This is a genomic window from Cellulosilyticum sp. ST5 (genome assembly GCF_046529625.1).
Lineage (GTDB): Bacteria > Bacillota > Clostridia > Lachnospirales > Cellulosilyticaceae > Cellulosilyticum > Cellulosilyticum lentocellum.
Map to the genome: position 1 here is coordinate 1223784 of NZ_CP132338.1, position 14296 is coordinate 1238079.

Consider the following 14296-nt stretch of genomic DNA (forward strand, 5'->3'; position numbering starts at 1 on the left):
ATGGAAAAATATAAAGAAATAGAAAAAAGTATTATAAAAAAATATCGTAAAGAGATATGGAAGCGTTTTGTAAATGGTATTAATGATTATAACCTTATTCAGAATGGAGATAAAATAGCTGTATGTATTTCCGGTGGTAAGGATTCAATGCTCCTAGCTAAGTGCATGCAGGAACTTCAGAGGCATTGGCAAGTTAAGTTTGAGTTAGTGTTCTTGGTTATGGATCCTGGTTATAATCCTTATAATAGAAAATTAATAGAAGATAATGCAAAGTTGTTAAATATTCCTATTACTATTTTCGAATCACCTATATTTGATGTGGTAGCTGAAGTTGAGGATACACCTTGCTATTTATGTGCCAGAATGAGAAGAGGTTACTTATATAAAGAAGCTAAAGACTTGGGATGTAATAAGATTGCATTAGGGCATCATTTTGATGATGTAATAGAAACTATTTTGATGAGTATGCTTTATAGTGGGCAAATTAAAACAATGATGCCAAAACTTCATAGTACTAATTATGAAGGTATGGAACTTATTAGACCACTTTACTTAGTTAAAGAAGCAGATATTGTTGCATGGGTGCGATACAATGAGTTAAGTTTTATTCAATGTGCTTGTCGCTTAACTGAACACTGCAGTGTAAGTGGGCAAGGAGGAGGATCTAAGCGTCAAGAAATGAAAAATTTAATTAAGAAATTTAGGCAAATTAATCCTCATATTGAAATGAATATTTTTAGAAGTGTACATGACATTAATTTAGAAACTGTTATTGGATATCATAAAAAAGAAAAATCCTACCAATTCTTAGATGATTATGAGAAAATACTAAATGAAAATGATTAATAAAATAGACATATATTGCTACTTATAGGCAATATATGTCTATTTTTGTTTTATATAAAGTGGATTTTAAATAGAAAAACTTAAATTTATTGAAGTTTAATTTTGAAAAGTATAAAATAAATGTAAGATTGAATCTATACATCGTGAATGGGGAGGAAAATATGCAGATTAGAAAGATACCTATACACTATGCCAGAGCCAATATGACGATAGCAGAAAATATCTATGATAGTATGGGACTTTTGCTTGTTACTGAAGATACCGCATTGACTCCTAGAATCATTATAAAATTAAAGCTTCATGGTGTTAATCAAATAGGTGTTTATGATTATAGAAAAGAAATAGACACATTTGTTGATGAACAAATGACTTATTTAGATCGTGTTCGACAGACTAAAACATTTAAGAGCTTTCAGGTTGATTTTTCTAAATCAGTTGATGAATTCAGAAAGGATATTAATGAAGTTGTTACTAATAATAAAGAAATTGATATTCCTAAATTGACACATGAACTAGATCGATTACTAGCTCAAAATGTAACGGGATCAAGTATGTTTGAAATGCTACAGTGTATGCGAGAGTATGATGATTTAACGTATGTACACTCCCTGAATGTAGGATTGATTTGTCATGTTATTGGAGGGTGGCTCAATTTCTCGAAGGAAGATAACTATCTATTAAGTTTATGTGGACTGCTACATGATGTTGGGAAGTTATGCATTCCTAAGAAATTGATTACAAAGCCTGGTAAACTAACAGCAGAAGAATTTACTACTGTTAAAGCTCATGCCTATAGGGGATATGAAATTTTAAAGAAACAAAATATTGATGAACGTATTAAGTTGGCTGCACTAATGCATCACGAAAAATGTGACGGTACAGGATATCCAGATGGTTTGAAAAGTGAGCAAATCATTGATTTTGCTAAGATTGTAGCAGTAGCTGATGTATACGATGCAATGACAGCTAACAGGGTCTATAGAGCAGGGCTTTGTCCATTTGATGTTATAGAACTTTTCGAATCCGAGGGATTGCAAAAATTCGATCCTAAATTTTTGCTTCCTTTTTTAGAGCGTACATCTGAATCCTATATTAATCATGATGTGTATCTGAGTAATGGACAAAAAGCGAGAGTGATTATGATTAACAAAGCGGCGCTATCAAAACCAGTCGTACAAGTCTCACAGCAATTTATAGATTTGTCACAACGTCCAGGTCTTCATATTAGAGCTATTTTATAAGTAGTTAGACAATTAATAAAAGGGTATCAGTTAGATATCCTTTTATTAATTGTCTAATAATTGTGTTTCGCGAACAGTTTAAGAAGATATAAATAAATCAAACACAAGGATTTTCTCTCCTCAATTTATATAAAACTTATAAATAATTGATTTAAAACCAACATCAAGAAAATGTTAAGGATAAATTCGTTCTATTGAGACATTCAAAAACATATGATATAATTCCATGAAAATTGATAATATAATAAATTATTACAACAAGAAGGATGAAAAGATGAGAAAAACGAAAATAGTTTGTACACTAGGACCTGCTACAGATGATGAACAAATATTAAGAGAGTTAATGCTTGAAGGTATGAATGTTGCGCGTATTAATTTTTCACATGGTACTTACGAAAAACATCAACAAACTATTTCATTAGTGAAAAAGTTAAGACAAGAACTGAATTTACCAGTTGCTTTATTATTAGATACAAAAGGGCCTGAAATTCGTATTGGTGATTTTGAGGAAAGAGAAGTAGAGCTTAAAAAGGATCAAGTTTTTACATTGACAACAGAAGCACTTAAAGGAAATGAAACAAAAGTATCAATTTCCTATAACGAACTTATTAAGGATGTTTCAGAAGGCATGACGATTTTATTAGATGATGGACTTATTGAACTTAAAGTAACCAGTAAAACAAATAAAGATATTATTTGTCATGTTGAAAATGGGGGGATTTTATCTAGTCATAAGGGAGTTAATATTCCAGGGGCTCATTTATCTATGCCTTTTATCAGCAAGCAAGATTACTCAGATATTGTATTTGGAATTGAGCAAGGTGTAGACTTTATAGCAGCTTCCTTCACAAGAACAGCTGAGGATATTATACAGATTCGGAAAATACTAAGTGATTATCAATGTAATACCATTAATATTATTGCTAAGATAGAAAATAGACAAGGTATTGAAAATATAGATGATATTATTCGTGTATCAGATGGTATTATGGTAGCCAGAGGAGATTTAGGGGTAGAAGTACCTATTGAAGAAATTCCAGTTATTCAGAAGAAAATTATTAGCAAGGTATGTAATGCAGAGAAACCTGTTATTACTGCTACACAGATGTTAGATTCTATGATGAAAAATCCTAGACCTACACGTGCAGAAGTTACAGATGTTGCCAATGCTATTTATGATGGAACCAGTGCTATTATGTTATCAGGCGAAACAGCGGCAGGTAAATATCCAGTTGAAGCATTACAAACAATGATTAAAATTACAGAAAGAGCAGAACAAGATATTAATTATAGACAGCGTTTTAAAAATAGAGATTGTTTGACTAATCCCGATGTAACTAACGCTATTTCTCATGCTACTTGCACAACTGCACATGATATTAATGCAGCAGCTATTATTACAGTAACAAAATCTGGTAAGACTGCTCGAATGATTGCAAAGTATAAACCGGATTGTCCCATTATTGGTTGTAGCACATATGAATATGTTTGTAGACAAATTAATTTATCATGGGGTGTCATGCCATTACTTATAAAAGAAGAAAAGAATACAGATGACTTATTTGAGCATGCTGCTGAAGCGGTTGAAAGAGTAGGCTATGTAAAGCCAGGAGAAATTGCGGTATTAACAGCCGGAGTACCTTTAGGTATAGCTGGAACGACCAATCTTATTAAGGTACAAGTCATAGGACATATTCTTTTAAAGGGGAGAGGAATGATTCATAAGACTGTTTGTGCCAGCTTATGTGTTTGTAAAGATGAAGAAGAAGTGAAAAGTGATTTTAAACCGGGAGATATTTTAGTAATGCCTAAAACAAGTAATCATATTATAGAAGAACTTAAACAAGCTGCTGGCTTAATTATAGAAGAAGATGGCATGAATTCACACGCGGCTATTGTTAGTTTAAGCTTAGATATTCCTATTATTTTGGGGGCACAGGGAGCAACTGAAATATTAAAATCTGGAGCAATTGTCACATTAGATGGAGAAACGGGCGTAGTTTCATGTAATTAATTGATAAAAGAAGAAGGAGAAAGCACTATTTTAATGTGTGCTTTCTCCTTCTTCTTCTATCATACGGTAACCAATACCTACTTCTGTAAAAATGTACTTAGGATCGCCTGGATTTTGTTCAATTTTTCTTCGAATATTAGCCATATTAACACGTAGGATTTGATTATTACTACCAGCATATGGACCCCAGATTTTTTTTATCATATAGTCATAAGTAAGTACTTTACCTGCGTGTTGTGCTAAAAGAGAAATGAGCTTGAACTCAATTTGGGTGAGGTGAACTTTTTCATCTCCAACTAAGAGCATATGCTTATCATAATCAATGGTTAAATCACTAGCTTTGAAAATATTAGCGCCTTGATTGGTTTTACTGATCTTTAAGCTATGGCGAATAGCTGTACGAATTCTTGCTAAAAGTTCAGAAGTGCCAAAGGGTTTGGTAATATAGTCGTCTGCCCCTAAATCAAGGGCTTGAACTTTTTCTGCTTCCTGTGATCTAGCTGAAATGACTATAATAGGCGTAGAAGACCATTCACGTACAGAAGTTAATACCTCTAGCCCATCCATATCAGGTAGGCCTAAATCTAGCAAAATAAGATCTGGACAGTGTGAAGGGATAATAGCCAGTGCTTCCTTACCTGTTTGACATCTTAATGTTTTATATTCATGGGCATTAAGAGTTGTAGCAATGAAATTACAAATATTTTGTTCATCTTCAACAATGAGTATAGATGTTTTGTTCATGAATACTTCCTCCTTGGCTTGGTAGTGTAAAGATGAATTCAGCACCACCAGCAATATGATTTTGAGCAGAAATTTTTCCACCATGAGCGCAAACTATAGTTTTACAAATAGATAAGCCTATTCCCATACCTTTAGAAGAATCACTTTGAGCTTTTGGATTAAGAGCATTTCCATCAAAAATACCTTCTAACTGTTCTTCAGCTAATCCTATGCCATGATCAATAATTCTAAAGGTTACATGAGTAGTATCATCCGTTACAATAAGCTCAATAGGTTCTTTACTATGAGCATATTTAAGGGCATTTTCTAACAAGTTGAGAATCACTTGTTCAATAAGTGTAGCATCCATAGGAATCATTAAAAAAGTATCAGGTACTTTAACATTAACATTACTTTTAGGATAACGCTTTTTTAATCTTAAAATAGCCTCAGAGACCACTTCTTCTAATGGTTCAGGTGTTTTATTCACTTTAACTTGACCTTCTTTAATACGAGTGATAGATAGTAAATTTTCAACCATATGAAGAAGCCAATTAGCATCTTCAAGAATATGTTTAACTAAGTCGTCTTGTTCTTCATCATTTAAGTAAGTCTTATTTTCCAAATAAGTTGCTCCAGCACCAATAATACTTGTTAAAGGAGTACGCAAATCATGAGATACAGCACGAAGTAAATTGGCTCTCATTTTTTCTTTTTCTGTCTCCAATGCTAGTTGATGATGTTCATCCACTAAATGCTGACGTTCAATAGCCATAGCTACTTGTGTAAGCATGAGCTTTAATAAAGTCAATGTATTATTTTTATAGAGAGTAGTAGGAAAATGATAAATACCAATAACTCCCCAAATGTGTTCATGAGAAATAAGTGGAAGATAAAGACCGCTGCCATAGGCAATATCTGATGATGAAAAGTCTGAATTTTTTACCTTAGAAAAGGCCCAATGTGCCCTTTCTAGTTCATGGGGGGTTGTTAACATCTCACGATCTTCATCAGAATAAAGTTTTTCTATATAATTTATTTTTTTTAAAGGATCGGTTTTATGAAAAATAACTGAGCTTTTAGTAAAATCGATTACTGTATTTAAAGTAAGTTCTATAATCTGATCCACGCGATCACTTATTAAAAGCTGATTATTAATATCATTAAGTTTATGTGTCATTTCTTCACGTTCGGAAATAATTTTATTACGTTCTGTAACATGAGCTGTCATACCACTTGTAATGAATGCAATAGTCAGTAGACCTAAGAATGTAACAGGATAGCCATTAATTGTAAAATCAATTTGTAAAAAAGGATATGTAAAAAAGTAATTGACTCCAACAACTCCAATAATAGAAGCTAATATTCCCCAAAAGTATCCCGATGTGAAACGTGCTGTTAAAAAAATAGCTAGTATATAAATAATAGCTACATTTGTATGATTTGCAGTTACCTTAGTATAGAGGTAAGCTAGAAGTGTAGCACCCACTAAGAGACTAAATGTTTTGATACTATTACGCAGGACACTCATATAAAATCCTTTCTCTGAATGTAATCTACAGTTCTTATAATATTGTTTTTAGTTGATGCAAATATTATGTTTTATTATACTATATCTTTTACAAAAATGCCAAAACTAATCAATAAATATAACGTTAAGAATAGGCAAATCTTGTTTTCTATCTCCAAAGGCTTTATAATAAGTTTAAGCAATAGATGTTTGAAAAATCCAATAGTTTATTAAATTGGGGGGATAGTCATGAAACACTTTGTTATAACAATCGCTAGAGGCTATGGTAGTGGTGGGCGTGCCATAGGTAAATTATTAGCTGATGAACTGGGGATTAGTTTTTATGATCGTCAATTATTAAGATTAGCATCAGATGAAAGTGGTATTAACGAAGCCCTTTTTGCTAATGCAGATGAAAAGGTCAAGAATAACCTATTATTTAATGTGGCTAAAAATGTGTATAAAGGAGAAATTATTCCACCAGATCGCGATGATTTTATCTCTAATGAAAATTTGTTTAATTATCAGGCTAAGATGATTAAGCAGTTAGCAGAAAAAGAATCTTGTGTTATTATTGGACGTTGTGCAGATTATATTTTAAAAGATATGAATAATGTCATTAGAATATACGTACATGCACCCTTAGAAGATTGTATTCGGACAGTAGAACAAATGAAGGTCTGTTCGAAAAAGAATGTTAAGAATTTTATTCAAACAACAGATAAACGAAGAGCAGCATACTATCGTTACTTTACGGGTAAAGAATGGAATGATGCTGCTAATTATGATTTGTGTATTAATAGTAGTAGCTTAAGCAGAGAACAGTGTGTCGCCTTAGTAAAAGCTTATATCGATATAAAATGTCCAGATGAGTAAAAGTAAAATTTAGAGCATACAAAAAGAAGCAGTATAAGAATATTTCCTTAGCTGCTTCTTTTTGTATGTTTTTCGATAAAAATAGATAAAACGAGTAAGGTTTTCAACAAAAGTTGATATTAGTTAGGTGAGCTACTTCAATACAAATTGTTTTTCAGTTACAATAGGCTTCAGTATAACAAAATGATGACTTGAAAGAAGGGAACAAGATGGGAGAATCAAAACTATCTACTAAAGACAAAAAGTTTAGAGAGTTTGCTTTAACAGGAAATATGTGGCGTGTTATTTTTCATGTTTGTATACCATTAGCACTTTATCAAAGTTTAAATCAAATTTTCAAGATTTTAGACTCTATGATGGCTTCTCATATTAGCGGCGAATCTGTTTCTGCAGTTGCTTATTTATCTCAAATTAATTTAATGCTAACAGCTGTTGGTGGTGGATTAGCTGTAGGTGCAAGTCTCAAAATAAGTGAAGCTTATGGGGCAGGTGACTATGACCTAGTTAAGGCAAGAGTAAGTAGTTTATTTGGCTTATGCGGTATACTAGGGTTAGGCGTTTTGTTGTTTATTTTGCCGTTTACAACAACTCTTTTAAAGCTAGCCAATACACCAAATGAGCTTATTAATTTAGGGAGCCAGTATTTTAAAATTGAGTTAATGGGAATGGTTGTTAGTTTCTTTAATAATGTTTACATAGCTATTGAAAGAGCCCGAGGTAATTCAAAACGTATTTTATATTTAAATTTTGGAGTTATCGTTATTAAATTATCACTAACGGCATTTTTTATTTATGTGCTTAAGTCAGGCATTACAATGATTGCAGTGGCTACTTTAATATCACAACTAGCAATGTTTGGAAGTGCCATCTATCACATGTTAGACCGTCACAGTATTTTTAGTTTTTCTTTTAAAAGTATTACTTTAAAAGGCAAGGTGACAAAACCTATGATAAGACTATCCATACCGGTTATTATTGAAAAGGTTGCATTTCAATTTGGAAAAGTCGTTATTAACTCTATGAGTACGGCTTATGGTGTTTTAACAGTAGGGGCATTAGGTATTTCGAATAATATGGGAGGCTTAACTACTATGCCTCAAAATGGTTTTCAAGAGGGGGGTGCAGCTGTTATTAGTCAGAATATAGGTGCGCATCAATTAGACCGTGCTTTAGATGCCTTTAAAAAGTTATTTGTCATTAATACGATTATTGGATGCATTGGTTATGGTTTAACTACTGGTTTTCTTCATGTTTTAAGTGGTCTATTTGCAGGTAATGACCTTGTATTTAGGCAGCTTATTGAAGAAGTTTATAGTTTTGAAGCATTTGGTGCCATTCCCTTAGGAATGAATGCAGCTGTTATGGCTCTGCTATATGGTTTTGGTTATACTAAACTAACATTACTGATTAATTTTTGTAGGGTATTTGTGTTTCGTATTCCAATTTTATGGGGGTTACAACAATTTACTCAAATTGGCAGCAAAAGTGTAGGAATTGTTATGATGGTTAGTAATATTTTAGTAGGGATAATGGCGGTAGTTGTAGCCAGCATAGTGATTCGAGATATTTGTAAGCGATATCAACTTTGTTTTTGGAGAATAAACAAGGAAATAGAAGGAGTTTAAATTAGATACGATAATGGGAGAGGCAAAGTAAATGCTTTTCTAATCAAGGCATAATGAATGATAAATGGTTCATAAAATAAATAGAGTACTTATAGAAATGGTGAAATAAAATGCATAAGCTATTGGCTTGCTATATGAAAAAGAAATTAGGAAGATGCCCTTATGAAATACTGATGCAAATAAGTGATGACATTGAGCGTTTAAAAAAGGCGAGGAACTATTTAAATCAGCAATACGTAGTATTAATAAATCAGAAGGAACAGATGCAATTTTTTAAGCCTTATGATAAAGGAATGCTCTACTTAGATGGTTATTCTTGGGGAAATGACCAAGAGAATCTAGGAGTACCTACTTATTTACAAAGATTCAGTATAGGTGAAAGAGGTTGGCATAGTAAAGTATGTTCTTTTTGCAATCAAAATTGTGAGGCACAACTTTTGGCTAAAAAGAGTATGAAGTCTTTTTTATCTGGTAAATTAACGGTAGAATTGCATAATTATAATGATATTTTATATCTTTATGAATCCATCATGTATTATCATCAGCAGCAAAGGAATATATCTTCCTTTTTTGTACGTTTTTCTTTTGAATTACATCATAATATGGCATTTTATTATCCGTTTTATTCAAAGCAATTAGATGGCAAAGAAATTAACGATATGGTAATTTTTGAAAAAAGCCAACAAAAAAATGACTATCAAAGGTATCAACTCCGAATAAAAAAGGAAAATGCTTATACGGCACTTGAAAAGACAGGAGAACTTTATTTAGATAAGAGAGGAGAATTGATTCAGTTATGCCAATTAATAAGTTGGATGGATGAAAATAGTGGATTTAAGCTAAAGTGCTTGTATGAATTATTAAAAGAAATAAAGGAAGATGTTCCTAAAGTAATAAGTATATATGGAAAATTAGATGAACTTTCTGAGCAAGAAAAAAAGGTAAGCATACAGTATTTTAGAAAAGAAGGCTTCAAAATTTTAGGTGCATTTCAAAATGAGACTCAGTATGAAAGTGAGAATTTTATTTATCGCGTAATAGAAGTATAGAGGGGGAATGGGGAATGTGTTCAGTATATTTCTATACTGCTATTCCTTTACCAATTGGGTTATCTTTTTCTCTTAGATCAGTTCATCTCGTATTAATTTTTGTTTTTATATGTCACAAGTACCCGGTAGACATTGAAAGATGATGTTTTATCATGTAAAATGAGAAAGAAACAACGATTAGATGAAACGCGCTAGGAGGAAAACGACATGAGCGAGAGAAAAGTCATTAATGTCTCAACAAAGGAAGCACAACGCCAAAATGAGATTATCAATATACTTGCACAACACATAAGCGGGAAAGGTCTTCAGTATTGTATTTCAACCTTTGGATGTCAAATGAATGCAAGAGACTCAGAAAAGATTGAAGGTATGTTAGAGCAAATTGGTTACACTAAAACAGAAAATGAAGAAGAAGCTGATTTTATTATTTATAATACTTGTTGTGTACGTGAAAATGCAGAGCTAAAAATTTATGGCCGTTTAGGAGCTCTTAAGGGAAGAAGAAAAAAAAATCCAAACTTTATGATTGCCCTATGTGGTTGTATGATGCAGCAAGACATAGTATTGGATACGCTTAAAAAGAAATTTAATTTTATTGATATTATTTTTGGAACGTATAATATTTATAAATTACCAGAACTTTTACAAACACGTTTAGAAACAAAGCAAAATGTCATAGATATTTGGGATTCTTATCAAGATATTGTAGAAGACCTTCCAGATTCTAGAAAATATGATTTTAAAGCTTGCGTTAATATTATGTATGGCTGCAATAACTTCTGCACTTATTGTATTGTTCCTTATGTAAGAGGGAGAGAGCGTAGTAGAAAGCCAGAAGATATTGTTACAGAAATCAAGGCATTAGTATCTGAAGGTGTTAAGGAGATTATGCTTTTAGGACAAAATGTAAATTCTTATGGAAAGACATTAGATGAACCAATAAGCTTTGCTGAACTTTTAAAACAAATTAACGCTATTGAGGGATTAAAACGTATTCGTTTTATGACATCTCACCCAAAAGATTTAAGTGATGAACTGATTGAAGTAATGGCTAGCTGTGATAAGATTTGTCCAAGCGTTCATTTACCTTTCCAATCAGGAAGTACTAAATTATTAAAGAAAATGAATCGTCATTATACAAAAGAAAGCTATTTAGAATTAGTAAGGAAAATTAAAGCAGCTATTCCTAGAGTAGAACTAACGACAGATATTATTGTAGGTTTCCCTGGTGAAACAGAAGAAGACTTTTTAGATACCATGGAAGTTGTAGAAAAAGTACATTATGCAAGTGCCTTTACTTTTATTTATTCAAAACGTACAGGAACACCAGCAGCTACTATGGAAGACCAAGTGCCAGAAGATGTGACAAAAGAACGTTTTAATAGATTATTAGCACTTGTAAATAAACAGTCTGCTGCTACCCTTCATAAGTATGTTGGACAAACTGTAGAAGTACTCTTTGAAGAAGTAAGTAAACAAGATGACAATGTTTTAAGTGGACGTACAGATACAGGACTTTTAGTAAACACACCGGCACCTAAAGAATATGTTGGTAAATTTGTTAAAGTTCATATTGTGGATAATAAAACCCACTATTTAATTGGAGAGTTGGCGAGATAAATATGTTAAAAACACAAGTAACGCCTATGATGGCGCAGTATTTAACTATAAAAGAAGAAAACCCAGACTGCTTACTTTTTTTCAGACTAGGGGATTTTTATGAAATGTTCTTTGAAGATGCTAAAACTTGTTCAAGAGAATTAGAAATTACTTTAACAGGAAAAGATTGTGGCTTAGAGGAAAGGGCACCTATGTGTGGTGTACCTTTTCATTCAGCAGAAACGTATATTTCACGTTTAGTAGAAAAAGGTTATAAAGTAGCTATATGTGAGCAAATTGAAGATCCTAAGCAAGCCAAGGGCTTAGTAAAACGCGGCGTTATTCGTATTGTAACACCTGGGACTATATTAGAGGGTGCCACAGTAAGTGAGGGTAAAAACAACTATATCACTAGCATTGTTGGTATGGAAGGAAGCTATGGATTAAGTGTTTGTGATGTGACAACAGGTGAGTGGCTTACGACGACTATTATAGGAGATCAAAGTAAGCGAAAATTACTAGATGAATTAGCGAAATTTGCACCTGTAGAATGCTTATTATCAGAAACTCTCTATCAAGATGATGAGATTCGTGAATTTATGCGTACACGTTTTAATTGCTTAACTGAGCAAATACCAGCCCATACTTTAGATACTACTTTAGCACAACGTATTTTACTGAAACATTTTAATATTTTATCTTTAGGTGGAATTGGCTTAAGTGAAGACGGTGTGGAAACTTTAGCTACAGCTAGTTTGCTTGCTTATTTACAAGAAACGCAAAAAACGGATTTATCTCACTTGATGACGTTATCTATTTATAATGTGGATGCTTTTATGTTATTAGATATCGCCACAAGGCGTAATCTTGAATTAACAGAAACGTTGCGTGAAAAAAGAAGAAAAGGTTCCCTTTTGTGGGTACTTGATCATACCAAAACAGCTATGGGTTCTCGTTATATTCGAAAATGTATAGAGCAGCCTCTTATTAATGCAGAAGAAATTAATCATCGTCTAGATGCCACAAAGGAACTTAAGGAAGCTCCTTTATTACGTGCGGATTTATTTGAGGCATTAGATCATATTTATGATATTGAACGTTTAATGAGTAAAGTTTCTTTTGGAACGTGTAATGCTAAAGATATGATTGCTTTAAAACAATCTTTAGAGGTACTGCCAACTATTAAGGGTTTATTAGTAGACTGCCAGGCGCCAGGGTTAATCTCCCTTAACCGTCAGTTAGATGACATGAGTGATCTTTACCAGCTAGTTGACAAGGCACTTATAGAGGAAGCACCTATTTCTGTGAGAGAAGGAAACATGATTAAAACTGGCTATAATGAAGAAGTCGATCATTTACGTCAAGTCAAGACCGAAGGTGCTTCTTGGCTTATGGAAATAGAAGCTAGAGAAAAAGAAAAAACAGGTATTAAGAATCTTAAAATAAAATACAATAAAGTTTTTGGATACTTTTTAGAAGTGACACAGTCCTATAATCATTTAGTACCTGATTACTTTATTCGCAAACAAACCCTTTCTAACTGTGAACGCTATATCACAGAAGAGCTGAAAAAAGTAGAAGAAGAAGTATTAGGTGCAGATGATAAACTTAATTTATTAGAGTATCAGTTATTTACAGAAATAAGAGATGCAGTTTTAAAAGAGATGCCACGTTTATTAACGACTTCGGCTCAAATTGCAGCTTTAGATATGTTTTGTTCTTTAGCGGATGTAGCAGATACTTATGGATATGTAAAGCCAGAGATGACAACTGGCTATAATCTTTGTATTGAAAAAGGGCGTCATCCAGTTGTAGAAAAAATGTTAGGAGAACAACACTTTATTGCCAATGACGTCATTTTAGAAGAAGAGCATGCCGAGATGATGCTATTAACAGGGCCTAATATGGCTGGTAAATCCACTTATATGCGTCAAGTAGCTCTGATTGTTTTAATGGCTCAAATAGGAAGCTTTGTGCCAGCGGATTCAGCAACTATTGGTGTTGTTGATCGTATTTTCACACGTGTAGGTGCTTCAGATGATTTGGCATCAGGACAAAGTACCTTTATGGTGGAAATGATGGAGGTGGCAAATATTTTGCATCATGCAACAAAGAATAGCTTACTCATCTTAGACGAGATTGGAAGAGGAACAAGTACATTAGATGGTTTAAGTATTGCTTGGTCTATTATAGAACATATTACGACTGAAATAGGTGCAAAAACTTTATTTGCCACCCATTATCATGAGCTCACTGTTTTAGAAGAAACTATGCCAAATCTTAAGAACTATTGTATTGCAGTTAAAGAAATAGGAGAAGATATTATTTTCCTTCACCAAATCGTAAAAGGTAGTGTTGACCATAGCTATGGGATTCAAGTGGCTAAGTTAGCGGGTGTACCTAGTGCTGTTTTAGAGCGTGCAAAAGCTATTTTAAAGCAACTGGATAGTGGTGAGAAGCAAGTGATTATACCACCTAGTGTTCAAGGGACTTTGGGGCAGCTATCTGAAAAGGTAGATAAGATCAAGGATGTAGTAAAAGAACAGGTAATAACGACAGAGGCTTATCAGATCAATGAAACAGAAGTTACATCTAAAAAAGCTTCTAAAGACCATAAAGAAAAACAAAATGGTTTTGGCCAACTTAATTTATTTGATCAAGGTGAACACGAGGTCATTACTGCTTTAAAAGAAGCGGATTTAATGAATACAACACCATTTAAAGCTTTAGAACTTTTATATGAATTACAAAGGAAGGTTAAATCTCTTTAAGAGGTTTGCCTTCCTCCTTATTATATGGCGAAGAAAGGAGGA

Annotated in this window: 10 protein-coding genes; 8 read left to right on the forward strand and 2 right to left on the reverse strand. The window is 32.9% G+C overall.

Features of this window, described 5'->3' with window-relative positions; genetic code table 11:
- From QTL86_RS06005 to pyk, 3 genes are all read left to right on the forward strand, one after another.
- On the forward strand, window positions 1-846 hold the full coding sequence (locus QTL86_RS06005) for a tRNA 2-thiocytidine biosynthesis TtcA family protein (RefSeq protein WP_410496757.1): 846 nt from the start codon (window positions 1-3) through the stop codon (window positions 844-846).
- A 161-nt stretch (window positions 847-1007) separates the two neighbouring features.
- Entirely contained in the window at window positions 1008-2087 is a 1080-nt protein-coding gene (locus QTL86_RS06010) for an HD-GYP domain-containing protein (protein WP_410496758.1), read from the forward strand.
- A gap of 274 nt (window positions 2088-2361) precedes the next feature.
- Window positions 2362-4101, forward strand: coding sequence for a pyruvate kinase (gene pyk / locus QTL86_RS06015; protein WP_410496759.1), 1740 nt, complete (start codon window positions 2362-2364; stop codon window positions 4099-4101).
- 30 nt (window positions 4102-4131) lie between these two features.
- Here the strand turns inward: pyk and QTL86_RS06020 are convergent, their stop codons facing one another.
- Both QTL86_RS06020 and QTL86_RS06025 read right to left on the reverse strand, forming a co-directional pair.
- Complete coding sequence (locus QTL86_RS06020; RefSeq protein WP_013657253.1) at window positions 4132-4845, reverse strand: response regulator; 714 nt, start codon at window positions 4843-4845, stop codon at window positions 4132-4134.
- A complete protein-coding gene (locus QTL86_RS06025) occupies window positions 4817-6355 on the reverse strand; it encodes an ATP-binding protein (RefSeq protein ID WP_410496760.1) in 1539 nt (512 codons plus the stop codon). The genes QTL86_RS06020 and QTL86_RS06025 overlap by 29 nt, the downstream gene beginning before the upstream one ends.
- A gap of 228 nt (window positions 6356-6583) precedes the next feature.
- Here QTL86_RS06025 and QTL86_RS06030 point away from each other — a divergent pair, with 228 nt between their 5' ends.
- From QTL86_RS06030 to mutS, 5 genes are all read left to right on the forward strand, one after another.
- On the forward strand, window positions 6584-7210 hold the full coding sequence (locus QTL86_RS06030; RefSeq protein WP_127066774.1) for an AAA family ATPase: 627 nt from the start codon (window positions 6584-6586) through the stop codon (window positions 7208-7210).
- A gap of 209 nt (window positions 7211-7419) precedes the next feature.
- Window positions 7420-8835, forward strand: a complete 1416-nt coding sequence (locus QTL86_RS06035; protein WP_410496761.1) for an MATE family efflux transporter — start codon at window positions 7420-7422, stop codon at window positions 8833-8835.
- Between the two features lie 134 nt (window positions 8836-8969).
- Window positions 8970-9884: a hypothetical protein gene (locus QTL86_RS06040; protein ID WP_410496762.1), complete on the forward strand. Its 915-nt coding sequence runs from the start codon at window positions 8970-8972 to the stop codon at window positions 9882-9884.
- A gap of 207 nt (window positions 9885-10091) precedes the next feature.
- On the forward strand, window positions 10092-11504 hold the full coding sequence (miaB, locus tag QTL86_RS06045; protein ID WP_013657248.1) for a tRNA (N6-isopentenyl adenosine(37)-C2)-methylthiotransferase MiaB: 1413 nt from the start codon (window positions 10092-10094) through the stop codon (window positions 11502-11504).
- Between the two features lie 2 nt (window positions 11505-11506).
- Window positions 11507-14254, forward strand: coding sequence for a DNA mismatch repair protein MutS (gene mutS / locus QTL86_RS06050; protein WP_410496763.1), 2748 nt, complete (start codon window positions 11507-11509; stop codon window positions 14252-14254).
- Window positions 14255-14296: the final 42 nt, after the last annotated feature.

Coding starts and splice junctions, on each gene's coding strand:
- QTL86_RS06035 (WP_410496761.1), top strand. CDS start 7,420: ATGGGAGAATCAAAACTATCTACTAAAGACAAAAAGTTTAGAGAGTTT.
- QTL86_RS06010 (WP_410496758.1), top strand. CDS start 1,008: ATGCAGATTAGAAAGATACCTATACACTATGCCAGAGCCAATATGACG.
- QTL86_RS06030 (WP_127066774.1), top strand. CDS start 6,584: ATGAAACACTTTGTTATAACAATCGCTAGAGGCTATGGTAGTGGTGGG.
- mutS (WP_410496763.1), top strand. CDS start 11,507: ATGTTAAAAACACAAGTAACGCCTATGATGGCGCAGTATTTAACTATA.
- QTL86_RS06040 (WP_410496762.1), top strand. CDS start 8,970: ATGAAAAAGAAATTAGGAAGATGCCCTTATGAAATACTGATGCAAATA.
- miaB (WP_013657248.1), top strand. CDS start 10,092: ATGAGCGAGAGAAAAGTCATTAATGTCTCAACAAAGGAAGCACAACGC.
- QTL86_RS06005 (WP_410496757.1), top strand. CDS start 1: ATGGAAAAATATAAAGAAATAGAAAAAAGTATTATAAAAAAATATCGT.
- QTL86_RS06020 (WP_013657253.1), bottom strand. CDS start 4,845: ATGAACAAAACATCTATACTCATTGTTGAAGATGAACAAAATATTTGT.
- pyk (WP_410496759.1), top strand. CDS start 2,362: ATGAGAAAAACGAAAATAGTTTGTACACTAGGACCTGCTACAGATGAT.
- QTL86_RS06025 (WP_410496760.1), bottom strand. CDS start 6,355: ATGAGTGTCCTGCGTAATAGTATCAAAACATTTAGTCTCTTAGTGGGT.